The organism is Leptospira licerasiae serovar Varillal str. VAR 010 (genome assembly GCF_000244755.1).
Taxonomy (GTDB): domain Bacteria; phylum Spirochaetota; class Leptospiria; order Leptospirales; family Leptospiraceae; genus Leptospira_B; species Leptospira_B licerasiae.
The window spans coordinates 126797-149910 of the sequence record NZ_AHOO02000012.1 but is presented as its reverse complement, the minus strand read 5'-3'; the positions used below and the strand labels follow the sequence as shown (position 1 = coordinate 149910).

Sequence of the window (23114 nt, the reverse complement as noted above, 5' to 3'; positions counted from 1 at the left end):
GATTATCCGATATTTACTACTGGCAACGGATATTTCTGAGTATTGAAGAACGCTTCCGTTCCTATCCTAGATTCTAAGGTTCCTAAACGAACTAGTTCGGATCTTACTTCTCTTAAAATATTTCCATCTCCGCTTAGGAATGCGTTCTCAGGAACGGTACAATCTCCCAAGATCGATTTCAAAATTTCTAATACTGTGGATACCCTGCTCGGATCTGAAATCGAAGGGATCCTGAATATATTCGGAAAATTGGAAATTCCCGAGAGGATCTTTCTTAATTCTCTTTCAGAAAGGAAATCTTCATCTTTTGTTTTTAGCCAGACTGCCGTCGTACTGTCTAATCTACCTGAGAATTTTTTGGAAAGGAGAAGTCCCGTAAGAGAAGTAATTCCCGTGTCTGTTGCCAGAATTAAGGAAAAACCGGAAGAAGGCCAGGTTGGATCTCCTACGAATTTACCCCAAGGACCTGAATATTCCAACTCAGATCCTAATTTTAATTCAGGAAGAATACTGGATGCTTTTCCGGTTCCTAACCGTTTTACACAGATCTGGAATGAATCCGTTTTGGAATCGGAAGATAAGATGGAATAAGCTCTTTTGATAACTTTTCCTTCTGTATCGTTTCCAACATTCAAGATAACGTATTGTCCTCCTACAAATTCTAATGGAGAGTTATCTGACCTTTTAAAATGGTATATATCGGAAGAAAGACTTACGTTTTCCTTATAAATTAGTTTTAAAAATTTTCGGTTCAACTTTCCTCCTAAGAAGGGTAGATCTCATGCACGAAATCATGCATTTCTTCTAAATCCAAATATAAGGTTTGGAATGCTTTAGCGGAATTTTTCAGATCTAACTCTACTTTTTTAGTAAGTATCAAAAGAGAAGTGTAATATCCCGATTTAGGATCTGTTGAAGATACTTCCGAGATTTTTTGCTCTAGTTCAACCAAACTCGCTTCGAAAAATCGGATCAGATCATCGAAATTACCCGCATTCGTCAAAGACCTGATCGGTCCCGGCGAAGAAAGGGCTTCCGTTCCTATTTCATTCTTTTCATGTTGGATAACGGACTCGTCCTTGATCCCAAGAATATTCATCATCCCTAATCTTAGTGCTGCAATTTCATGACATGCCATACTATATTCCTATTGCATAATATTATCAATTAAACGAGAAACGAGTTTATCCTGCAGCAGATGTTCAGAAACGAGATCCTCAGCATCTTCTACATTTACCTTTTGATACCAAACTCCGTCGGGATACACTACTACAACCGGGCCTTCTCCACATCTTCCCATACATGAAGAGCGAGAAATTTTGAAATCTAAATGTCTTCCCCTTACTTTTAGGATTGATCTCATCCGAGCGACCAACGCGGAGCTTCCCTTGTCTGCACAATCTATATTATCGCAAACGAATATATGTTTTTGTAAATTACGATGAGGGAATTGATGCGGAGCAGCTTGGTTATGGGTTTCCAAATGGCGAATGCTCCAAAGAAGCGCCTTTAATCCTCCTACTTTTTTAGAAAGACCAGGAAGTTGCGTTCTATATTCACAGTTGTCGCAAGGAAGGGAGGATTTTCCCGAAATAGAATCTTGGATCCTTTCGTCGATAACGGATAATAGTTCCGGATCAGGACCCAGATAGGGGGATAGTTCAGTTTTGATCCAAGGAAATTTTTCGGAGAAGTTTTGGACCAAGGCGGAAATTTTTTGGATCAGCTTGCCTCCGAATAAAAAATACGGGACTACTAAAAGTTTTTCCGGTCTCAACTTGGAAGCCATCTCCAAAGTATCTGATAGAAGTGGGTTAGCGATCCCTATAAAGCAAGGAAGAACAAAGGAGAAATAATTTCCTTCCTGGAATAAACGGACAGTCTTATAAAAATCTCCGTTTGCATCCGGATCGGAAGAACCTCTGTTTACAACTATCACTCCGGTTTTATGGGACTGTTCTTTATTTAGAGGTAAAAATTCTTCCGTACGTTTTCTAAGTAATGATATCATTTTAGAATGAATACCTAAACTGTTCGCAATTTTAAAGGAATGGCCTGGGAACTCCGATTTAACTCTATCTAGAACGATCGGGATATCGTTTTTGATATGGCCGGAAGAATACAAAAATAGTGGAAATATTATAATATTTAAATATTCTTTACTGAGGTCTCTAAGAGCGGTTTCCAGATCCGGTTTTGCAAGTTCCACATAAGCATATGAAATTTTCAGATCAGGGCGGGAGATAGAGTATGCTTCTACCAAGGAAACGAATTCCAAATTGGAATTTTCTTCCCTACTGCCATGGCCTAATACCAGAACCGCAATTTTCGGTTTCATTCGAATTCCAATGCCCTCTTCGGTTTCAAGAATAGAAAAAATAGAGAAGATAATAGAAACCAGAAGATCAGATTGGTGAGGAAAGTTACATATTCGAATTGCAGCCTCAATTCTTTTGGAGCGGCAAAATCCTCCGAGATCTCAGGTACACCAATATAAAAGGGAATTCCGACAAAAAATAGAACGGTCACTGCGGCCAATATCCATTTTAAAATATTATGGATATTTAAATATGTTAGAAGGAATCGAGATACCGAAAGGCCGACAATACTGGATCCAACGCAAAGATACCACCATGCCTGTCTTTCCGGATAGTCGTATACGCCCGAAGTCCTGCCCGGTAATTCTGGAGGAAGGCCCAAAAATGGAATTCCGAAGAATATTAAAAATCCTCCTATTGTAAATGAAATACTTAGTGCGATTGCTTTAGAAAGGGAAGGATTCTCAAAAAAACCATCCGGAGGAAAGATTACCATCCAGAGGGAAATTAAAATACCGAAAGAAATGCCTAATAGAACTGAACCTGCGAATGTTCCTAAATTTCTTTTTTGCCAAAAATTATCTTTCTCGACTTTTTCAAAAGAAGCGGATTTCTCTTCTGACTGAGAATTGACGTCTCCATGGCCATGAGAGTGAGAATGTCCATGGACTGTATTCAAATTATCTGATATAGATTTGGATTCAAACTTCTCAGCTTCAGAGATGAGAGGAAGATTCCAAACACAAACCAGAATTCCCAAAACAAGACCTGATGCCAGACCGGAGAATATTCCCGTTCGTAAAAGATCAGAAAATCCGGATCTTAATGGCATGGAAATCCCGTAGAATGCCTAATATCGTGAAAAGTATCATGTAAATACACCATGGGTTCCAAACCGACCACATAGATCGTAGAAAAAGCGAGAAACCCTGCCAAAACTAGAGCGAAAGCTCTAAGCCGTGATCCGGCTCCGGAAAAATCCTTCGAAACGGAAATCGAGCGCATAAAAATCCCTCCTAAGAGATCTTCACCTAACAAGATATATGCGATACTAAGGCACAAAAGATTGAGCCAAAGCATCGAATGTGTAAAAAAATTTTAATTTAGTTACGGCCGGTCTTACATCCGAGACTGGATCACGTAGCTTCAGGATTTTTGTAAGGTCGTTTTCTGACTCGAGATCGTCCTACTCAGCACGTCTTCCCAGGTTTTACACCCAGTGACATCTTGTGCCTTTTGTCCCTCTTACAGCGGCGGGTACCGTGACGGATTTGCACCGTCTTCCCATAGATGAAGACATCTATGTTCCTACAAAAATAGACTGAGATTTCAGGATCTATTTAGGTGAGTGATTTTGTATAGTATTTTATTTTCTATCGAGTAAAATTCTATACTATGCCTCTACCTTTGGAGCTTTAGATTCAGGCTAGTTCAAAGAGGTGTCTTCTATTGGAGTCGTTTTTTCTTATCCAGTCTGGATTGAGCCGCTTTTAATTCGGAATCGGTAAGTTTGATGCTAAATTCCGGAAAATGTCTAAATAGAAAATATTGGAGCCAAGAATCCCAGCCTGTGTATCCGATGAACTTTTTATTCGGTATCCATTTTAATATCGCTTTCGCTACTGAATCAATCGCATGCACTTTATTTAAAGCAGAACCCATTTCAATTTCTTTGCTCAATTCGGGTTTGTCGGTGTTTTCTTTTTCTAAACCTGGAGTGTCCGTTGTGGGAGGAAGGAATAATTTCACTTTTACTCCATGAAGCATCATCTCTTGGCGAAAACCTTGCGCAAAACCGACAATCGCAAATTTGCTGGCCGAATAAGCTCCATATCCGTAGATAGAAAAGAACGCCAAAGTAGAGGCTAAAAATACGATCTCTCCGCTTTTTTGTTTTGCAAAATGATCGTTAAAGGCGAGTGCACTGTTTACATGACCGAAATAGTTCACATCCATTAGGTTTCTGTAAATTTCCTCGTCTAGATCGGAAGCTTCACCCGCTTTTGCGAAGCCGCTGCTACAAATCAAAAGATCCAATCCCCCTAAAGTTTGGATTACCTTTTTAGCTTCTTTTTCCAAAGCTTTCTTGTCCGAAACGTCTAAAACTGCGAATCCGAAGATTGCGGTTGGAGTTCCTACAGCCCTTAGTTCTTGGACAGTTTTTTCTAAGTTTGATTTTCCTCTGGCTGAAACGATAACACTTGCTCCCGCCTTAGCCAATTCGATAGCGATCCCTTTTCCTATACCTGCTGAACCGCCCGTTATAAATACTTTTTTACCTTTGTATCTGCTGAATGACATGTTTATAAATTCTCTTCAATGCGGGCAAGATTTCCCTTTTTGGGAAACTATTCAATCTAATTAGAGACTTTTTAAATAAAGAATACGAGAACTTGTTCCAAAATCTTAAACGCTTTGGTCCAAAAACAAATCTTGCCTTTTCCCTCCTATGATACTGAATACGGGAGATCCAAGGTCCTTAATGCAGAATATACCTTTCCTGGAAAATCTAAGGAAGAAGATCCCAAGTTTGGAAAAAATTGAGACCGTTATACTTCCATGTTAAAAGAAAGGAAGGTCCCGGCGAAAACTGTGCTCAGCAAAAAGGAAGTTTTTCGTCTTAACTATTGTTAATAAATTATAGAACCATTTTGAGCTCGATTGGGTATTGAATTATTGTCTAATACATCCTAGTCATTACTAATAAGTTAAGCTCTTTAAAAAAGAAAGGAGAGGCCGTTACTATAGGCCTCCCTTCTAGAAAGGATTGCCTTATAGAGAGGCGGAGACCATGAGATAAAAGAACTTAGAAGTATCGTCAAACGTATACCTGTTCTCAGGATTAGAGGCAAACGGGTTTGTTCTTTCGTTGCCAATTGCCTCTTTAGCTTTCACCAGAGATATTCCCATCCAGATAGAAACTGATTCGGTATAATTATAGATCCAAGTAAAATCATACTGATAAAATAATCTTCTTCCTAATCTGGAATTCTCATAAGAGAACTTATCGTTGGAATAATTTTCCGTGCTTGCTCCGGTATTCGGAACCCCGGAGACCTTATACCAAGCATCTTGTAGATTTGCTTTCTGGGTATCGTAAATCGCAAATACGAACATTCCATACTCAGTTTTGAGATTTGCTCTGATGGAATAAGACTTTATATTCTCAAAACCGGCCATTAAAGATTGACCGTTCATAGTATTCCAATTCGGAAAAGAGCCTGCGATTTGTGGAAATAAACTTTGCCAGGTGCCTACTTTTGAATCGGATCTATTAGGATCTCCAGATGCATAAGTATAACCTAAACCTAAACGGATCCAATCGTTAACCTTGATCCCGGTTTCTAAAGAGAGAAGTCTTGTGTCGTACTGTACCTTCTCAGTATATATATTTTTACCGTTAGCTGCTCTTTGGTCCAGAATATCCCAATCGGCTTTAACTCTGTCCCCGGTCATTCCCGACTGCCATGCGGATTCTATGGTCCAGTCCCAGATCTTTCCGGCAGGTAAGAGGTTATTATTCGTCCTATTCGTAAATCTAAAACCTGTGGTCAATAGATCGTCTCTTTGTTTCAAACGATTTTCGAAATCGGTGGGATTAGAGTTTGGGATCCATTTTTTGGAAACTTCGAACACATATAGATCCAGATGAGCTTCTTCTCCGAACTTGATCGTATTGTAAGCACCGAAAAAGTAAGCTTGATCAATAGAACCTTTGGATCTTCCGTTGCTCGTAGTCAAACCGTAGGGTGCATCGTATTGGTTAGATAAGATGGTTCCGAATACGTGTGATCTAAACCATTGAGAATCGTGTACAAACCTAACTCCGTCGAACGCAAAGCCTGTGTGAAGCCAATTCAAAGGGCCAACAATTTTAAGATCTCCGAAAGCGAATACCTGTCTGCCCGCAAGAACAGAAACGGGAAGTTTATCAGTTTTTTTGAATACTATATAAGCTTCTCGAATGTCCGTGTTGTTCCTTATATTTGTATTATTAGAAGTAGTCGGGCTTAAAGTGGTCCCGGCACCGGTGCTGAGTCCATAAGTCCAGTTTCCGGCATTCTGAGGAGTTTGGCTTCCTCCCCAAAGTCTACTATCTTGCATGGTAACTTTAATCGCATAATAGGGAGAGGGATCGAATAAAAACCAAAGTTGAGTGTTCTGTCCTACAAAGGAACTGTAGTCGTCTGTCTTTTTGTTGAAGTCAGGATTTTCTCTCGCTTCGAATCTAGGGCGGATAGAAACTCCCAATTTCAAATTATCCAGCCAAAACAGATCCGATTTCTGGGTATCCTTCATTTGCTCCGGGGTGACTAAAAGAGTTCTAAGATGATCCACCGGAATATTGCCCTTCCATGGAGAATTATATTTAGGTTCTTGCTTCTTACTTTTAGGATCGGCAACTTCAGGCTTATTTGTATCCAAAGGAAGGGGCGCGGAGTTCTGTGTTGTCTCTTTCGTATTTTTATTCGGCTCCTCTTCCGAATAGGCAGTTATACTAATAACGATAGTTATTAAGAGAAGTATAAAATTAAGTTTTGGTTTCAGGATAGTGTTCATCCAGGAGCGACCCACAGTAAAAGTATCTTTCTAAAGTCTATAGCAATTATTATGCCAATGTATGAAAAATATGGAGATATTGAATTTTTTGACGTGAGAGGTTGATTTGTTTGAACTTGATTCGAATGTATTCTTTTTTGTACGCTACGAATATGTGCGTAGTGTAGATTTTATATACATTTTCTAGGGAAATTCTTTTTGTAGTAACTTCTACAGCTTTGAAAAGGAAACGAATCCGATAGCAGTTTTGTTATTTTAATAAATATTTTAAAAATGGCACAATATTTGCTTATCAGGAGACAATGTCTATGTTCAGTTTTTTACGGAAATTGAATCCGTAATGTTCGATCAATTCCAGTTCGAGTTCGTTATTGAAGCGAATTATACTTTTGGCGGTTTCTTCCAATGACACTAACAAGGGTCCTTTTCTTCCTTCTTGGATTTCTTTTTGAAGATTCCAGAAATATTTACTGTTTTGAATGGACTTCTTCTTATCCGTCTGTTTGCTTTCGGAGACTCTTTTATAGATCGATACGAGTTCGCTCGGAGTTTTTACGTTTATATCCACCTTTTTCAATTCATAAGAAAAATCAGGATCGGTCCCGTTCTCGGAAGCTAGTTTTGTTTTTGAGATCACTGAAGGGAGAAGTTTCGAAATATCTTCGTAAATGGGAAAAGCTGCAAAGATCCAATTCACAAGATTTAGGCAGGAAAGTTTTGCGGGGGATCTTTTGTATTCCGCCCAGACTTCCTCTAAAAAATCGGCTTGGGAATAGAAAAAAAACAAAATTTCATGCTCGTTCTTCTCTTTCATTTTTAGGGTTCGAGCCTTGGGACTCGTTAGTATCCAACAGATACCATTTCTTTATATGCAGGATAAATGCCAGATCTAAAAAAGAAAGGCAATTCGTTTCTAATCAGTCTGAATCCTTATTCCAGTGTATATTCCTCGCTTCTTGGCTGAAAGGTCCAAGAGTTCTTGGTCTTAACAGTTTTGTAGAAGATACTACATTGCAGAAATTCTACACAAACTGCCTCGGAACTGAGGATGAGGTAATTATCTCTCCTTGAAAACTGATTCCATAAGCCTAGATTCGCTTCGTTTTCCAAATAATCAGGCATTTGGCGTGATAATTGCATGAATATAGATATGCAAACCGCTGAAACTTTTCAGACCACTTGTCCTTACTGCGGGGTGGGCTGCGGCCTAAAAGTGGAGAAAACCGGACCCCTGGATATTTCCGTTAGCGGGGATCCGGATCATCCTACAAACAGAGGGATCCTGTGTTCGAAGGGGATGAATTTGCATTATTCCGTTATGGACAGGTCGGACAGACTTTTGTTCCCGATGATGAGGACGGATCGTTTTGCTCCTTTGAAAAGAACGAGTTGGGATAAGGCTCTCGACTTAGCTGCGGAAAAATTCAAAAGTTTTATCCGCGATTTCGGCCCTGACTCGGTGGGCTTTTATGTTTCGGGACAACTTTTAACGGAAGAATATTATATTATAAATAAATTAACTAAGGGATTTTTAGGAACAAATAATATAGATACTAACTCCAGGCTTTGTATGAGTTCGGCCGTTACTGGATATAAGATGGCATTTGGAGAAGATGCCGTTCCGGTCGGTTATGAGGATCTTGATGTTGCGGATTGTTTTTTAGTAGCTGGTGCAAATCCAGCCTGGTGTCATCCGATCGTATTCAGAAGAATCGAAGCCAGAAAGAAAGAAAATCCTAATATTAAATTGATCGTAGTAGATCCTCGAAGAACTGAATCCTGCGAACATGCGGATATCCATTTGCAGATAGATCCTGGTACTGATATTTATTTGTTTCACGCAATTGCGAGAATTCTAATAGAGAAGGATTGGATAGACCCTAAGTTTATCCAGGATCACACCGAGGGTTTTGAGGATTTAAAAGCGAAAGTTTTTGATATTTCTATTTCGAAAGCTGCGGAGATCTGCGGAGTTTCGCCTGAACTCATTTATAAGACCGCCGAGTATATTTCGAAAGCGAAAGGTTTTATCAGTCTATGGGCAATGGGACTGAACCAAAGTGTGGTCGGAGTAAATAAAAATTTAGCTTTGATCAATCTCTCCCTACTCACCGGACATATCGGTAAACCTGGCTCTGGTCCATTTTCATTAACGGGACAATCCAATGCAATGGGAGGGAGAGAAGTCGGCGGTCTATGTAATCTTCTCCCCGCTCATAGAGATATGGAAAATCCGGAACATAGAAAGGAAGTCGCAAAATTTTGGGGAGTAGATTCAATCTCGGGAACTCCAGGTTATAGTGCGACTGAAATTTTTGAGAAGCTTGCTTCCGGAAGAATGAAAGCTATTTGGATCATTTGCACAAATCCTGCAGTAAGTCTTCCTGATGTGAGGGCAGCGGAATCGGGTCTTCGTTTGGCTGAGTTTGTTGTTGTTCAGGATATTTCTGCGGACTCAAGTGTGATTCCATTTGCGGATCTTGTTTTGCCTGCTGCGGGATGGGCGGAGAAGAAAGGTACAATGACAAGCTCCGACAGGAGTATTTCGGTCCTTCCTAAAATTTTAGAACCTCCTGGAGAGGCCAAAGCCGATTCTTGGATCATTCAAGATTTTGCAAAACGAATGGGATTCGGTCCTTCTTTTCAATATTCGGACGAAGAAGAGATCTTTCTGGAGCATTGCAGGTTAACCGAAGGGACTAAGATCGATATATTAGGTTTAGATTATGAAGAAATTCGTAAACATAGGACAGTAAGATGGCCTTATCCTCGAAAAGGACATTCCGATAATATAAGATTATTCGTAGATGGAAAATTTTATAGAAAGAACGAAAGGGCAATGATCCACTCCGTCAGATCTGAGGACGATTCGGAGAAACCGGACGAGGATTTTCCTTTGGTGCTTACCACGGGCAGGATTAGGGACCAATGGCATACGATGACTCGTACCGGTAAGGTTAAAAAATTAAGAGAACATAGGCCAGAACCGTTTTTAGAGATTCATCCGGACGATGCTTATAAATACGATATTAAAGACGGAATGGTGGTAACCATTTCGAGTAAGAGAGGATCTGTTCGTGCAAAAGCGCTTCTGACCGAATCGATCAAACGAGGCGTCGTGTTTTTACCGATGCATTGGGGAAGAAAGAACGGAACCGACATCTTCAGATCCAATAATCTTACGAGTTCCGCTTCCGATCCGTATTCAAAACAGCCTGGTTTTAAAATTTCAGCGGTCCGTATCACTCCTTATAAAAAACCTAAAGAGAAAATACTCATTGTAGGCGGTGGTACTGCTGCTTATGCATTCTTAAAACAATATCGTAACCTTGCTCCCGGAGACGATATCACCGTAATGTGTAGGGAGGAGGATCCGTTCTACAATCGTGTGTTGCTTCCTGATTATATCGGAGGGGAAAAGGAATTTGACGATTTGATGCCTGCCGATCCGGAAGAAGTCAAGTCCTGGAATTTGGACCTATTTCCGAATAAATCGGTTCAGATGATCTATACGGAAGGGAAGAAAGTCCGTGATACGGAAGGAACATTATATTCTTATAATAAACTAGTCCTTGCAATGGGTAGTTCGCCGGTCTGGCCTAATAAGATCCCGTCCGAAATGCAAGGAGTATTTAGTTTAAGAAGTAAGGCTGACGCGGATCGGATCAAAGGATTTTTTGTCCCGAAGTCCCATGCATTGGTCGTAGGAGGTGGGCTTTTGGGCTTAGAACTTGCCGCCGCTTTGAAAGGTGTGGGTGTACAAGTAACTGTCCTAGTTAGGTCCGATCGTTTGATGTCCCAGAAATTGGATTCGATCGGAGCCGATATCTTAAAGGAAGAAATTCAAGCTAGGGGAATTGAAATAATATATGAATGCGAGATCTCTAAAATAGAAGGAACGGAAAGAGTTTCTAAAGTCCAACTCACAAATGGGAATTTTATAGAACCGGACGGAATTATATTTGCGATCGGTACCAAGCCGAATTTCGAGATTGCGGTAAAGGGCGGATTGGATTGTAATAACGGAGTAGTAGTGGATTCATTTTTAAGATCAAGCGATCCGGATGTTTATTGCATCGGCGAGATTGCGGAGCATAAAACCGGGACTTATGGAAATATTTCCGCCGTGGACGACCAAGCAAAGATCGCGGCTCAACATTTATTCGGCTACGCATTGAACGAATATATCGGTTCCTTGCACGCACATATCTTAAAGATCCCAGGCTTGGAATTGGCAACCATTCGTCTTCCGGATGTTCCGATGGAGATCCCAAAGGATAAACGGGAAGAATTCGAAGAGATCATATTCTTAGATCGTAAAAAACGTTTTTATAAAAAATGTATTATCCGAAATGACAGATTGGTCGCTGCAATACTCATCGGAGACAAGTCTTCATTTAGTAGGATGAAAGATTGGGTTTCTTCCGGAATAGAATTGGGAGATCGAAGGAAACATCTACTGAACGACGGAGAGATGATGAAACCACTCCAAGGAAAGGTAGTCTGTTCCTGTAATGGAGTGGGAGAAGGCAATATTAGAGAGGCAATCCGGGATGGAGAAAAGACCCTCGAGGCTATTGGCAGAAGGACCGGAGCAGGAACAGGATGTGGAAGCTGCCGATTGGAAGTTACCACAATCCTGAAAGGTATGTTGAAAGAAGCTTAAAGGATCCTCAGTCCAATTTGGATTTAGATGCGGCTAATAAGGCCTCCGCTCTTACTTTGTTTCCATTTTTATAATGTAGTTTACTTAGATGTTCCAGGTTCTTGGAATGTGTAGGATCTCGCATTAAAAGAACTTCTCCGAAATCGATCGCCTTATCGTAATTTCCAAGTCTCGCAAGAGCGTAAGAAACCCAGAGATAGACTGCGCTGTCGTCCGGATATTTTTCCAGATATTTCTGGCCTTCCGATCCGACGTAAATATAATCTTTCTCTTCTATCGCGTTTCTGAGGGCTTTTCTGCGATTCGCCTTTTCGGAGATCGCATCCGGAATTTGTTGGTTATGGAAAGGATCGTCCAAAATATCCGCGACAGATGTCATTTCTTCCTTATAAGAAATTCTTACAAGGCTCAAGTCGTCTATGATATCTCCTCTCTCATGGATTAGCGCTTCTATTTGTAATAGTTCGGCCTTTGCTTCCTCTACATCTCTTAAGAATGCTCTTTCATCCTCGTTGATGATCTGGTTTCCGTCTTCGTTGATCCCTAATTGAACGTCGTCTCTTCCGTCGGAACCTATTAGGATGACATCGTTAGGTTTGAGCTGGAGGGTTTGGACTACGAAAACTTCTTCTGGGTCTTCTACTCCTACTTTTCTCAACATTCCGTTTTCGGATAAGAAGTCCGCTCTTCCATCCCGGTACATCACCACTTGAGGATGTTCCGCATTCACAAAATACATCAAACCGGATTCTTCGTCTACGATCCCGACTACCATTGAAATCAACATTCTTCCATCGAAAGAGACGAATACACTTTTCAGTTCGTGGTAACATCTTCTCAGCCAATGTTCCGGGAAAAGATCCTGCATTTCCAAGGTGTTTTGGGTCCTGGTAACTATGGTCTTAAAAATGGTCCCCATGATAAGCGCGCCACCCGCTCCTTGCATGGATTTACCCATTGCGTCTCCATTAAAGAAAACTAATACTGGTCTTCCCTTTAATTTTAGGGAATATACAGCGCATAAATCCCCGCCCAATTCTCCCTGCCAATTTCTGAACTGAAATCTTTTCTTTTGGCGACAAAGTATTTCGGCTCTTACGATATCGCTGTGTCCATAGTTTCCTGCCAACGGTTGCATCAACTGGGAAGTTAGGAAATAGTCTCCGTCCTGCTGGTGTTTGAGCTCCTTGATCTCGGTTAGGCTTTTTTGAAGGTCATTCGTTCTTTGTCTGACCTTTTCCTCAAGACTTGCGTTTAACTCTTCCACTTCGTTATGAACTCGAACGAAACGATTCGCCAATATGAATGCGATCCCTAAGATAAACGCCAGGAAAGTAAAGGGCATAATGAGGGCCGAATTGATTAGCCTGTTGGTTACGGCGTAATCATGTATGCCTCCGAGAGCGATCAATGCCACTCCGCCTAAAAGTAATCTCGCGTCCGAATTTCCTTTCCAAGCGGATCTTCCCGTGATGAATGAGATATAGGGAAGAACAAAAACCACGGTAAGACCAGCCGCGATCGTAAGTAATAAATCTCGAATATACTGATTTACGAATATATCCAAAAAGCCCACTATCCCGTACAGAGCTGCGGAATATATTGCGAATTTCGGATGTTTTCCTTGGAAAAACCTCGCAATGAATAATAGGAGGCTTCCGATGAACATCATCAATGAGAATTGGTCTACCTTGGACTGCAATTGCCTATGGGAGCCGAAAAGTATTTCTGCAGTTGAGTTGTTGGTAAGATGGAATATAGAGAAGAAGATGGCAAATAATCCGAAATATAAATTGAATATATCGCTCGGTCTTCTGACTGCCAAAAGAAGATGATAAAGTCCGACGCTGATATACACTGCTGCGAGAAGGAATGCTACACTTAGCTCTAAGCCGAATTTTTTAAAAATGGATTCGGATAGACCTAAGGAAACTTTAGGTCCGCTCCAATGGAAAGGTTTTCCCGGGATCTTACAGATCTTTGCGTAGATATAATTTTCTCCGCCCGGGCGAAATGCTGCGGCAGGAAGTACGGATACGATCCTGCCGTCTTGTCCGGAAAGATATGGATCCCTTCTTCCCGTTTTTCCGATCAAACCTAACTTAGAAGTTTCATTCAGATAAAATTCCGCGAAGTCCGAACTATGACCTGAGTCGATTGCAACCGAGGCTTGCCCATTCATCCATGTACGGATCTTCTCCGGTAACGCGTGACGTATGGAAAGGCATCCGTCGAAGTTTTGGTAAACATCATCGGAACTAAAATCGAATGGAACAGTGATCTTTGTTCCTTTTTTGAAATCGGGATTCGTATTATTGTCGGAAATAAATTCCCATTCTCCGTTCAAGGAAAGAATGGAATCTTCCGCAATCCAGGAAGCTCTCTCACAATTGCCAAGGGAGAAAACTAGGCAGAATATAAGAAGTTTTTGTGAGACAAATCTGTGTAAATTGGATGGAATGATAAAATTCAGTTTGGTCATTATGAATTCTGGCAAAAAGTCTGCTGCAGGGTATAATACCCCGATTTATTGGCAAGAGCTAAATCCTAAGACGTAGCATGATCGTAATTTTCGACCCGGGACGGTCGGAAAATTATTGAAAACCTAAAATATCTCTAACGTACAAATCTTTCGCAGAGTAATTCCACTCTTTTGCGTAATACTTTCGTTTTGGGAAGGTCCGCAGAAAGTCCTTCCAAAGCCAGGAAAAACACTTTTGAAATTTCTTTGTCCCCTAATATTCGTTCCGCGAATTTGATGATTTGACGTTCGTATCTTTCGGTGCTTTTAGGAGATAATTTAGAACAAGTTTCATAAAACTCAGATGTCTTTGGTTTTCCTTCAATTTTAGCCCAGGGTTCTATCAGTATCAGTTCGCATATTCGGAACAGTTTTTGTTTCGGAGAAATATTTTGATTTAAAACCTTTTCCGCTTCTTCGTAACTTCCTTCCAATGTGTAATCGAAAATACCTTCATATAGATCCTCTTTATTCTTAAATTTCAAATAGAGAAGAGGTCGGGACAAATTGGCCTGCTTGGCTATATCATCCATGGAAGTTTTGGAATACCCGAATTGAAGAAAACAATATAAGGCAGCGTCTAAAATTTCCTTTTTTCTTTCCTCGTCTGCGTGTGATACCTTTCGGGTCATAAGATTATTTGACAAATTCATAAAAAAATGTCAACTTTATCCGCGTTCCCAGGTCTGAAAATTGACAAGTTAGATTAAAATTGTCAATATGTAAGAATGATATGCACCCGGATCTTCGGGAGATCCATTCTGAATGAGGAAATAATATAAAATGAAGAATGTACATAGTTCTCGAAAATGGTTCTTCCCGTTTTTAGTGTTAATCTTGGGAGCCACATTTTTTTATACCTGTCAAGCGATGGGTAAAAAGGCGGACGGAGAAAGATTAGTCAGGATACAAGCGTCGCCACAATGGAAAGAAGGACAATTCGTAAATCCTCAACCTTTGATCAACGATTTCTGGATGGCATTGGGAACTATGTTGCGACAAAGCGTGGACGTAAACCCTAAAGATCCTGTTCCGGTGGTCTTTGTGGAAAAATCAAGATTTTCTAAATTACCTGAGTCCGGCTTAAGGATAACTTGGTTTGGACATTCCTCTTCCTTAATAGAATTGGATGGAGTTAGGATACTGACGGACCCGGTTTGGTCGGAAAGAACTTCTCCTTCCTCTTGGATTGGTCCAAAAAGATGGTATCCTCCGTTGATCCCTTTGAAAGATCTTCCCGAGATTGATATCGTTTTAATTTCTCATGATCATTATGATCATATGGATTTAGGGACTATTTCGGAACTCAAAGATAGAAACATATTGTTTGTGGTCCCTCTCGGTTTGGGAGCGAATCTTTCCTATTGGGGAGTTTCGGCCGAAAAGATCGTGGAATTGGATTGGTGGGAAACTAAGAAGATCAAGGATATTGAGATAGTAAGCACTCCTGCACGACATGCCTCCGGTAGATATCTTTTGGATAAAGACGAAAAACTTTGGTCCAGTTATGCGTTGCTTGGGCCAAAACATAGGGTTTATTTTTCGGGGGACACGGGTTTGTTTCCTAAAATGAAGGAGATCGGAGAAAAATACGGCCCCTTCGATCTTACTATGATAGAAACAGGGCAATACAATCAGGCTTGGCCAGACTGGCATATCGGCCCGGAACAAGCTGTGATCGCTCATACACAACTGAAAGGAAAAGTCCTACTTCCGATACATTGGGGATTATTTGCTCTTGCTTCGCATGGTTGGACCGAACCAATCGAAAGAGTTTTAGAAAAATCTAAAGAACTTGGAGTTACGGTCATTACCCCTAGACCGGGAGAAAGTTCGGAACCTGGTTTGCAAAAAGATTATATTGCATGGTGGCCGAAACTACCTTACAAAACCTCTAAAGAGGATCCTATTTTATCTAGTCAACTCGAAGAAGAAACTGCAAGCAGCGAGGTAATGAAATGAAATTAAGAGTGATCATCACAGGTTCGACCGGAATGGTCGGTGAAGGGGTTCTCTTGGAATGTTTAGAAGATCCTAATGTGGAAAAGATACTTCTGCTCAACAGAAAATCGTACGGCATAAATCATCCTAAAGTTGAAGAAGTCTTACATCCCGATTTTTCGGATATATCTTCGATCAAGGACAAGCTGAAAGGGTATAATGCATGCTTTTTCTGTTCAGGAGTATCTTCTATTGGTTTAAAGGAAGAAGAGTTCTTTAAACTTACCCATACGATAACTTTGCATGTGGCAAACACCTTAGTATCACTTAATCCCGGTATGAGTTTTTCTTATATTTCGGGAGCAGGAACGGATAGCACAGAAAAAGGAAGAACGATGTGGGCAAGAGTAAAAGGAAAAACGGAGAATGATCTATTAAAACTCCCTTTTGCAAAAGTATATAATTTCCGTCCAGGTTATATGCATCCAACACCGGGAGCAAAAAATACTTTGTCTGCTTACAAGTATATCGGCTGGAGTTTTCCGATTTTAAGAACGATGTTCCCTAAACGTGTTTCTACTTTGAAACAACTTGCAGTTGCCATGATCCGTGCTAGCGAGAACGGTTATAATAAGAATACTGTGGAAGTGGAGGATATCCTGGAATTGTCCAAATCCTAAAATTGATCCCGGTTTTTACTTGAAATTTTTCTGAAACTATTCGGACTTCAAATGGATGTCCAAGTCGGCCGGCAAAGTCCCCTTGATCCATTTGTCCGAAATTTCGGAAAATTCCAGAGATAAAATATTCTATGCGGGAAGGTTGGAAGACCTACCGCCTAGTTTTTCAGAATATGATAGTTCCCACAGACATTCTTATTTTGCCGTTTTCTATTTTTCGGAAGGAAAAGGAACTCATAAGATCGATTTCCAAAATTTTGAAATAGAAAAAAATTCGATCTTCTTTTTAAAACCAGGACAGGTGCATTCTTGGAAATTCGATAAAAAACCGAAAGGATTTGCATTAAAGATCAGTCCTGAATTTCATTTGGAACAGAATGAAAGAAACTCTGAACTAAGGAGTTTTCCATTCTTTGGCTACGAACCAAGTCTTTCTAAGATCGTCTTAATAGATCCTAGAAAGTTAAAGTCGGATTTTTCTAGATTAGTGACTGAGTTTGAAGAAGGTTCCGAGCCTAAAGTCCTATTTTTACTCAGTCAATTGATCTTGTTGCAGATCAAAAAGGAATACGATACTTCCTCCGAATTATTTATAAAAAAAAATCGTCCTGTTTGCGAATTCCAGAGTTTATTGGAAAAACATTTTCTAAAAGAGAGGGGGACTTCTTTTTATTCCAGGAGATTGGGTATAGCCCCGAATACTTTAAATCGAATTTGCCAAAATATCTTGGGGAAATCGGCTAAGTCCGTTATCCATGACAGGGTTTTATTGGAGTGTAAAAGATTATTAATGCATTCGGATCTGAATATCACTCAAATCTGTTTTGAATTGGGTTTTTTAGATAACGCTTATTTCAGCAGGTATTTTAAAAAACTTGCAGGTGTCACTCCTGAACAGTTTAGGAAGTCTGGACGAAAAGCACAATAAAATATATCTTTCGTCCATTTACTTTCTTCCAATATCCCTTATTCTTCTTTATGGATCCTACGATCCATATTAGGAGATTTTAATGTTGGAAAAGTTTTTCGCAACTGAGCCGAATTTTATTTTTACAGTAGGTAGATTGGTTTTGGGAATTGTGATGATCCCTCACGGAGCTCAGAAACTATTCGGTTGGTTCGGGGGTTACGGCTGGAATTCTACTTTAGGCTTCTTTTCTTCCCAGGGGATTCCTAGTCTAATAGGTGTTCTAGTGATCCTTGCTGAATCTTTCGGAGCCTTAGGTTTGATTTTAGGCTTTTGCACTAAATTATCCGCTTTCGGGATAGGTGTTACCATGTTAGGAGCAGCTATATTCCAAAGACAGAACGGATTTTTTATGAACTGGTTCGGGAACCAAGCGGGAGAAGGGTATGAATACCATGTTTTGGCAATGGGACTTGCGTTTATATTGGCTTTCTCCGGAGGGGGAGCCTTTTCGTTAGACGGCATTTTGTCCGAAAAATTGAAATAGGTTTAAGAAAGTCTGTTCGGTTTCCTGAAATTCTCTCGGAAACCGAACATATTAAAAATCTATGATCTAGATCTTTCTATCTTGAATTCTTTCCATCCTAAATATAAATTCCCTAAACCGGATACTAAGAATCCGACACCCGTCCAGAAAACGATCGTAAATATCCCGATCAAAGGAAAGAATAATACGAATATCGCAAAAAGTAAGGTAGAAATCCCTAATACTAGAACATATCCCCAATGAGAGTTCCTTAACCTGCGAATCTCGATGGAAAAGGAAATTAAGGAAACCGATCGAAATATCAATAAAAATCCGAATACGAATGGAAGTGTTACCGCAGTGATCTCCGGATGAATGAATAAAAGGGAACCGATCAAGATGTCTAGTACCCCTACCACCAAATTCCAGATGAATATCTCGGTATGTCTTCTGTTGTATAAAGAAAATATGATATGGCTTGCTCCTGTAGCCGCTAAGATGACGGAAAAAGCGAGAGCTAGAACTAAAAAACTTTGTCCTGGAAATAATACGGTTATGATACCAGTTGCGATCCAAAGGATTCCGACTAATATTTGGAGCCACCAATGTTTGGATTCTTGTATTGTTATGCTTGTCATGAAATGTCTACTTACGTGTATTCGATAAAAAATCGGCGAATTTGAAACAGATCCGCCGGTATTTAGCTCAGATAAAGTGAGTTCTCAGTTTACTCCTATCTTAACGGATTTTTTCGGTGCCTCTAATTCCTTTCTTGGAATTGTGAGTTTCAAAACACCGTTATCGTATTTAGCGCTAATTTGATCCTTGATTACGTTATCAGGGAGAGTAAATGTTCTGCTAAAAGATGAATAATTGTATTCCCTTTTGCTATAAGATTTATCCTCCTGTTTTGATTCGGATTTCTTTTCCGCGCTTACGGTAAGCTGGTCGCCTTCTAAATCGATCTTAAAGTCCCCTTTTTCTAATCCGGGAGCAGCGAAATCCAATTCGAACCCGTCTTTGGTCTTCACCACATTTACCGCAGGGACATGGTGGAAGGAACTTCTGTTTAGTAACTCGTTCCAGGATTGGACGAAATGGTCCAAACTGGAAAAATTCACTAAATGATCAGTTGGTTTTGTGATGCTATTCATTGCGAATACTCCTGCGAATGGTTTTAGACCATTTTTTCAGACCAGTCAACCACCGAAGTGGAAAACGGCGCGATCCAAGAGGAAAACGCAAACCTGCAGGGTATCCCGCATAATTTTGATTGCAGCGGAACTCAGAGTATGTAATCTAACGATGACTTACTTGAAAATATTGCGGTTTAAAGGTTTATGGGGAACGAGAGAAGGCTGAAAGACGTTCTGGATAATATGCCTATCCTCTTCTTTTCCTTGGACGAGGATCTTCGGCCTGTTTCGTGGAACCATGAATGCGAAAGGGTTTTAGGATATTCTTTTATAGAGATCTTGAACGATCGCAATTTTTCCTTTCGAAATTTGATACCAGGCAGAGGAGAAGGGGAATCTTCCGGATTCGATCCGGGATTTTTGAATTCGGATTTTAAGAATTGGGAATTGGATCTAATCTCAAAGGAAGGAAAATCCAAACTAGTTTCTCTTTCAAATATTTCGTCGGAGTTCCCGCTTTTTGGCTCTACGAATTGGTTCGTGGGAGTGGATATCACGAGGACCAAGGAGATCGAAAGGGAATTAACGAGCTCCTTAAAAGAACTTTCCGATTTTCAAACTGCACTTAACGCGGTTTCTATTGTAGCGATTACCGACAAAGCCGGAACGATCATCTATGTGAACCAAAACTTTTGCGATATCAGCGGTTATTCCAGAGATGAATTATTGGGTCATACTCACCGGGTAGTCAATTCAGGTTATCATCCTAAGGAATTTTTTACGGATTTATGGAGAACCATTTCCAAGGGAAAGATCTGGAAGGGAGAAATTAAGAACAAGGCTAAGGACGGAAGGTATTATTGGGTCGATACTACAATTTCGCCCATTTTAGACGGTAACGGAAAACCTTACCAATACTTAGCGATCCGAAACGATATCACAGAAAGAAAAGAAACGGAAGATAAGGCTAGGCATGCAGAGAACAATCTGAAGATCCTTCAGGATAGGATGAGTCCTCACTTCCTTTTTAATACATTGAGTATCATTCATTCCTATTTGCAGACAAATCCCGGGCTTGCAGACTCGGCAATATTAATGCTTGCAGATAATTATAGATTCTTAATGGACCAGGCAAACCAGCAGCTAGTGCCATTCGATATAGAATGGGAATTTATGGAGAATTATCTGCAGCTTTTGAGACTTAGATTTTCCGACTTTTTGGAGGTCGAGTCAGAAAAGTTGGGAAATTTTAGGCAATGCCTAATTCCACCTTTGACCCTTCAGCCTTTGGTGGAAAATTCGTATATACACGGTTTAAGAAATAAAAAAGGGAAAGGAAAGATAAGCGTCAAGGCCTCGATACAAGACGGTAAAACTTTGGTAACAATTCGGGATAACGGAAGTGGATTAAAGGATTCCAATATCCATTCTAGAAGTATCGCAAACATCTCAGAACGCCTGAAATTTTATCTTTACGGGTCGGAAGTAAAGATAGAGAATCATCCCGAGGGGGGCGCGATCGTAACGATCAGCTTTAAAGCCGCAAAAAATTAGAAATAATATGGTTGAATGGAAAACACTTATCGTTGAGGACGAAGCCCCCACCAGAGAATTACTCGTAAATTATTGTTTGGCCCGTCCCGAATTAAAGTTAGTAAAAGTCGCAAAGGATGGGGAAGAAGCTTTGGAATATCTCCAAAATGAGGAATTTCATCTTGCGTTTTTGGACATCAACCTTCCTATTCTTTCCGGTTTGGATATTTTGGAAAGACTAGAAAATCCTCCTTATGTAATCTTTATCACCGCGCTAAGAGACAAAGCAATCGAGGCATTCGAATTCGGAGTGATCGATTATCTTCTCAAACCTTTTTCTAAAGAACGGTTTTTTAAAGCGGTAGATCGGGCAGTGGATATTTTAGGAAATGAAGCTGGCAAACCAGCTAAGAATGTATTTAACGAGCACGGACTTTTTATTTTAGAAAAGGAAAACCATTTTCTGATCCCTTACGGAGAGATTACTTATATTTCTTCCCGGGATAATTTTAGCGTAGTGCATACTGAAAAAAGACAATATGTGACTTATAAGTCCTTAAAAAGTCTGGAGCTGAAACTTCCTCCCGGAAAGTTTCTAAGAATATATAAGCAATACATAATTAATCTAGAAAAGTTATCCCATTTGCAAAGCGATAATATGGGAAATTATTCCGTACATTTAAAGGACGACGACGAAACACAACTACCTGTCGGAAGAAAATATATCGCTAAGATTAAGGAACTTCTCTAATTTCTCCCTGCGATTTTGTCGTTTAATAACTGATTTTACCGGATCTCTCTTTCGGCATTGACTTAATAAAGAATTTTGCATATCATCGTGCCTTTCCATACAATCTGCAAGAATTACGTCAAAAGGAGAATACAAGTTGGAGAATCAGAACGAACGTCTCGTTAGTTTACAGTTTTTAGGAGGAGTGGGGACCGTTACAGGCTCTAAATACCTTTTAAAAGCCTTCGGAAAATCCATAATGATCGACTGCGGGCTTTTCCAGGGGGAGAAAAAGTTAAGACTTCTAAACTGGGACTCCGATCAATTTTTTCCGACAGAAATCGATCATATTCTTCTTACACATGGACATTTGGACCATTGCGGATATTTACCCAGAGCCGTCAAAAAGGGATTTAGAGGAAAAATATTCGGTACAAAACCTACATTAGATGTATCTAATATAGTTCTGAGAGACAGCGCAAAATTGCAGGAAGAAGACGCCGAACTTGCAAACTCCGGCGGATATTCCAAACATAAACCTGCTTTTCCTTTATATGATAGCGATGATGCCGAGAAGACAATCAAGCTATTTTATGCGGTAGAAATCGGGGAATGGATCGATCTAGAGCCGAATATAAAATTTCGCTTTAGATATAACGGGCATATTTTAGGGGCAAGTTTTATCGAATTTAAGATCGGAAATAAGACCCTTATTTTTTCGGGAGATATCGGAAGAGACGAGGACCCTCTTTTATTTCCCCCGGAAAAGCCGGAAGAAGGGGATATTATTCTGATAGAATCTACTTATGGAAATAGGATCCATAGGGGAAATCCGATCAAACGTTTGGCCCAGTTGATCCACGAATTCTCAACTACTAAAGGAACTATTGTAATTCCTTGTTTTGCGGTAGAGAGAATACAAGCGGTAATGTACCTGATCTGGAAATTGATGAAAGAGGGTGAAATACCGAATATTCCGGTCTATATGGATTCTCCCATGGGTTCTAAAGTTTTAGATCTATTTGATATTTACGGAAGCGAATGGCATAAGCTTAGGGGAGATGAACTGGCTGAACTCAAAGACGATATCATATGTATTACTGAATCTTCCGAGACTAAGAAAATAGTGAGCAAAAGAGGCCCTAAAATTGTGATCGCCGGAAGTGGAATGGCCACAGGAGGTCGGGTTCTTTCTTATTTGGAACATTCTTTGGGAGATCCGAATTCCTTAGTGTTGTTCGTAGGTTACCAAGCAAGGGAAACGAGAGGAAACAAATTGCTTAGAGGGGATACCGAGATCAAGATCCGAGGCAAATACCACGAAGTCAGATGCGACGTTCAGAATATCGACGGTTTGTCCGCTCACGCCGACCAAACAGAACTCATCAATTGGTTATCCAAGATCAAAAATCCGCCCAAAGAAGTGTTCATCGTGCACGGAGAAGAGGATGCGAGTAGGATTTTGGGAAATCGGATCCGCAGCGTATACGGCTGGGAAACTAAGATCCCGGAAAGAGGAGAAGTTTTCGAATTTGAAGTTTAATTCCTAGTTTCTGGCTGCGGATTTTCACCCTGGAAATCCGCAGGAAACCGCCC

The 23114-nt window shown here is 40.3% G+C and carries 20 protein-coding genes and 1 riboswitch; of the genes, 8 read left to right on the top strand and 12 right to left on the bottom strand.

The genetic code is table 11. From position 1 onward, the window contains the following. Positions 1-2: 2 nt before the first annotated feature. The 8 genes from LEP1GSC185_RS15560 to LEP1GSC185_RS15525 all read right to left on the bottom strand — a co-directional run bounded on the left by LEP1GSC185_RS15560 (position 3) and on the right by LEP1GSC185_RS15525 (position 7692). Positions 3-755 (bottom strand): FAD-dependent oxidoreductase, encoded by a 753-nt coding sequence (locus LEP1GSC185_RS15560; protein ID WP_008590918.1) that lies wholly within the window; start codon positions 753-755, stop codon positions 3-5. Between the two features lie 8 nt (positions 756-763). Beyond that, complete coding sequence (locus LEP1GSC185_RS15555) at positions 764-1138, bottom strand: DUF3209 family protein (protein WP_008591745.1); 375 nt, start codon at positions 1136-1138, stop codon at positions 764-766. A 9-nt stretch (positions 1139-1147) separates the two neighbouring features. Then, complete coding sequence (locus LEP1GSC185_RS15550) at positions 1148-2338, bottom strand: CbiX/SirB N-terminal domain-containing protein (RefSeq protein ID WP_008591144.1); 1191 nt, start codon at positions 2336-2338, stop codon at positions 1148-1150. Continuing rightward, positions 2335-3150, bottom strand: coding sequence for a CbtA family protein (locus tag LEP1GSC185_RS15545; protein WP_008589708.1), 816 nt, complete (start codon positions 3148-3150; stop codon positions 2335-2337). The genes LEP1GSC185_RS15550 and LEP1GSC185_RS15545 overlap by 4 nt, the downstream gene beginning before the upstream one ends. Continuing rightward, positions 3141-3323, bottom strand: coding sequence for a CbtB domain-containing protein (locus LEP1GSC185_RS15540; protein ID WP_008590003.1), 183 nt, complete (start codon positions 3321-3323; stop codon positions 3141-3143). Before LEP1GSC185_RS15540 ends, LEP1GSC185_RS15545 begins: the two co-directional genes overlap by 10 nt. Before the next feature lie 138 nt (positions 3324-3461). Next, a riboswitch (cobalamin riboswitch) is annotated at positions 3462-3645 on the bottom strand. 119 nt (positions 3646-3764) lie between these two features. After that, positions 3765-4625: an SDR family NAD(P)-dependent oxidoreductase gene (locus LEP1GSC185_RS15535; protein ID WP_175284903.1), complete on the bottom strand. Its 861-nt coding sequence runs from the start codon at positions 4623-4625 to the stop codon at positions 3765-3767. A gap of 465 nt (positions 4626-5090) precedes the next feature. Continuing rightward, entirely contained in the window at positions 5091-6878 is a 1788-nt protein-coding gene (locus LEP1GSC185_RS15530; RefSeq protein ID WP_008597122.1) for an alginate export family protein, read from the bottom strand. 292 nt (positions 6879-7170) lie between these two features. Continuing rightward, positions 7171-7692, bottom strand: a complete 522-nt coding sequence (locus tag LEP1GSC185_RS15525; protein WP_008590464.1) for a hypothetical protein — start codon at positions 7690-7692, stop codon at positions 7171-7173. A 336-nt stretch (positions 7693-8028) separates the two neighbouring features. On the opposite strand from LEP1GSC185_RS15525, the gene LEP1GSC185_RS15515 reads away from it, so the two are divergent. After that, positions 8029-11544, top strand: coding sequence for a nitrate reductase (locus LEP1GSC185_RS15515; protein ID WP_010515747.1), 3516 nt, complete (start codon positions 8029-8031; stop codon positions 11542-11544). A gap of 7 nt (positions 11545-11551) precedes the next feature. On the opposite strand, the gene LEP1GSC185_RS15510 is transcribed toward LEP1GSC185_RS15515, so the two are convergent. Further along, positions 11552-14026: a SpoIIE family protein phosphatase gene (locus LEP1GSC185_RS15510; RefSeq protein ID WP_008589711.1), complete on the bottom strand. Its 2475-nt coding sequence runs from the start codon at positions 14024-14026 to the stop codon at positions 11552-11554. Positions 14027-14160: 134 nt separating this feature from the next. Further along, positions 14161-14697, bottom strand: coding sequence for a TetR/AcrR family transcriptional regulator (locus LEP1GSC185_RS15505; protein WP_008591148.1), 537 nt, complete (start codon positions 14695-14697; stop codon positions 14161-14163). Between the two features lie 151 nt (positions 14698-14848). On the opposite strand from LEP1GSC185_RS15505, the gene LEP1GSC185_RS15500 reads away from it, so the two are divergent. The 4 genes from LEP1GSC185_RS15500 (at position 14849) to LEP1GSC185_RS15485 (ending at position 18140) form a co-directional block, all read left to right on the top strand. Continuing rightward, the gene (locus LEP1GSC185_RS15500) at positions 14849-16027 is read left to right on the top strand and encodes an MBL fold metallo-hydrolase (RefSeq protein ID WP_008590603.1); all 1179 of its coding nucleotides are present in this window, start codon (positions 14849-14851) and stop codon (positions 16025-16027) included. Beyond that, entirely contained in the window at positions 16024-16686 is a 663-nt protein-coding gene (locus tag LEP1GSC185_RS15495; protein ID WP_008591425.1) for an NAD-dependent epimerase/dehydratase family protein, read from the top strand. The genes LEP1GSC185_RS15500 and LEP1GSC185_RS15495 overlap by 4 nt, the downstream gene beginning before the upstream one ends. A gap of 55 nt (positions 16687-16741) precedes the next feature. After that, the gene (locus LEP1GSC185_RS15490) at positions 16742-17614 is read left to right on the top strand and encodes an AraC family transcriptional regulator (RefSeq protein WP_008590387.1); all 873 of its coding nucleotides are present in this window, start codon (positions 16742-16744) and stop codon (positions 17612-17614) included. An 82-nt stretch (positions 17615-17696) separates the two neighbouring features. After that, positions 17697-18140: a DoxX family protein gene (locus LEP1GSC185_RS15485; RefSeq protein WP_008591416.1), complete on the top strand. Its 444-nt coding sequence runs from the start codon at positions 17697-17699 to the stop codon at positions 18138-18140. Between the two features lie 59 nt (positions 18141-18199). Here LEP1GSC185_RS15485 and LEP1GSC185_RS15480 read toward each other — a convergent pair whose 3' ends face one another. Both LEP1GSC185_RS15480 and LEP1GSC185_RS15475 read right to left on the bottom strand, forming a co-directional pair. Further along, complete coding sequence (locus LEP1GSC185_RS15480; RefSeq protein WP_008589887.1) at positions 18200-18757, bottom strand: HdeD family acid-resistance protein; 558 nt, start codon at positions 18755-18757, stop codon at positions 18200-18202. 84 nt (positions 18758-18841) lie between these two features. After that, positions 18842-19273, bottom strand: a complete 432-nt coding sequence (locus tag LEP1GSC185_RS15475; protein ID WP_008590787.1) for an Hsp20/alpha crystallin family protein — start codon at positions 19271-19273, stop codon at positions 18842-18844. Between the two features lie 186 nt (positions 19274-19459). Between LEP1GSC185_RS15475 and LEP1GSC185_RS15470 the strand changes: the two genes are divergently transcribed. From LEP1GSC185_RS15470 to LEP1GSC185_RS15460, 3 genes are all read left to right on the top strand, one after another. Beyond that, complete coding sequence (locus LEP1GSC185_RS15470; protein WP_008589557.1) at positions 19460-20809, top strand: PAS domain S-box protein; 1350 nt, start codon at positions 19460-19462, stop codon at positions 20807-20809. Between the two features lie 7 nt (positions 20810-20816). Beyond that, positions 20817-21539: a LytR/AlgR family response regulator transcription factor gene (locus tag LEP1GSC185_RS15465; protein WP_008591555.1), complete on the top strand. Its 723-nt coding sequence runs from the start codon at positions 20817-20819 to the stop codon at positions 21537-21539. Between the two features lie 136 nt (positions 21540-21675). Next, complete coding sequence (locus tag LEP1GSC185_RS15460) at positions 21676-23061, top strand: MBL fold metallo-hydrolase RNA specificity domain-containing protein (RefSeq protein WP_008591663.1); 1386 nt, start codon at positions 21676-21678, stop codon at positions 23059-23061. Positions 23062-23114: the final 53 nt, after the last annotated feature.

Excerpts from the sequence above, each read along its gene's own strand:
- LEP1GSC185_RS15555 (WP_008591745.1), bottom strand. The coding sequence starts at position 1,138 with ATGGCATGTCATGAAATTGCAGCACTAAGATTAGGGATGATGAATATT.
- LEP1GSC185_RS15550 (WP_008591144.1), bottom strand. The coding sequence starts at position 2,338 with ATGAAACCGAAAATTGCGGTTCTGGTATTAGGCCATGGCAGTAGGGAA.
- LEP1GSC185_RS15545 (WP_008589708.1), bottom strand. The coding sequence starts at position 3,150 with ATGCCATTAAGATCCGGATTTTCTGATCTTTTACGAACGGGAATATTC.
- LEP1GSC185_RS15540 (WP_008590003.1), bottom strand. The coding sequence starts at position 3,323 with ATGCGCTCGATTTCCGTTTCGAAGGATTTTTCCGGAGCCGGATCACGG.
- LEP1GSC185_RS15530 (WP_008597122.1), bottom strand. The coding sequence starts at position 6,878 with ATGAACACTATCCTGAAACCAAAACTTAATTTTATACTTCTCTTAATA.
- LEP1GSC185_RS15525 (WP_008590464.1), bottom strand. The coding sequence starts at position 7,692 with ATGAAAGAGAAGAACGAGCATGAAATTTTGTTTTTTTTCTATTCCCAA.
- LEP1GSC185_RS15515 (WP_010515747.1), top strand. The coding sequence starts at position 8,029 with ATGCAAACCGCTGAAACTTTTCAGACCACTTGTCCTTACTGCGGGGTG.
- LEP1GSC185_RS15510 (WP_008589711.1), bottom strand. The coding sequence starts at position 14,026 with ATGACCAAACTGAATTTTATCATTCCATCCAATTTACACAGATTTGTC.
- LEP1GSC185_RS15505 (WP_008591148.1), bottom strand. The coding sequence starts at position 14,697 with ATGACCCGAAAGGTATCACACGCAGACGAGGAAAGAAAAAAGGAAATT.
- LEP1GSC185_RS15500 (WP_008590603.1), top strand. The coding sequence starts at position 14,849 with ATGAAGAATGTACATAGTTCTCGAAAATGGTTCTTCCCGTTTTTAGTG.
- LEP1GSC185_RS15495 (WP_008591425.1), top strand. The coding sequence starts at position 16,024 with ATGAAATTAAGAGTGATCATCACAGGTTCGACCGGAATGGTCGGTGAA.
- LEP1GSC185_RS15490 (WP_008590387.1), top strand. The coding sequence starts at position 16,742 with ATGTCCAAGTCGGCCGGCAAAGTCCCCTTGATCCATTTGTCCGAAATT.
- LEP1GSC185_RS15485 (WP_008591416.1), top strand. The coding sequence starts at position 17,697 with ATGTTGGAAAAGTTTTTCGCAACTGAGCCGAATTTTATTTTTACAGTA.
- LEP1GSC185_RS15480 (WP_008589887.1), bottom strand. The coding sequence starts at position 18,757 with ATGACAAGCATAACAATACAAGAATCCAAACATTGGTGGCTCCAAATA.
- LEP1GSC185_RS15475 (WP_008590787.1), bottom strand. The coding sequence starts at position 19,273 with ATGAATAGCATCACAAAACCAACTGATCATTTAGTGAATTTTTCCAGT.
- LEP1GSC185_RS15470 (WP_008589557.1), top strand. The coding sequence starts at position 19,460 with ATGGGGAACGAGAGAAGGCTGAAAGACGTTCTGGATAATATGCCTATC.
- LEP1GSC185_RS15465 (WP_008591555.1), top strand. The coding sequence starts at position 20,817 with ATGGTTGAATGGAAAACACTTATCGTTGAGGACGAAGCCCCCACCAGA.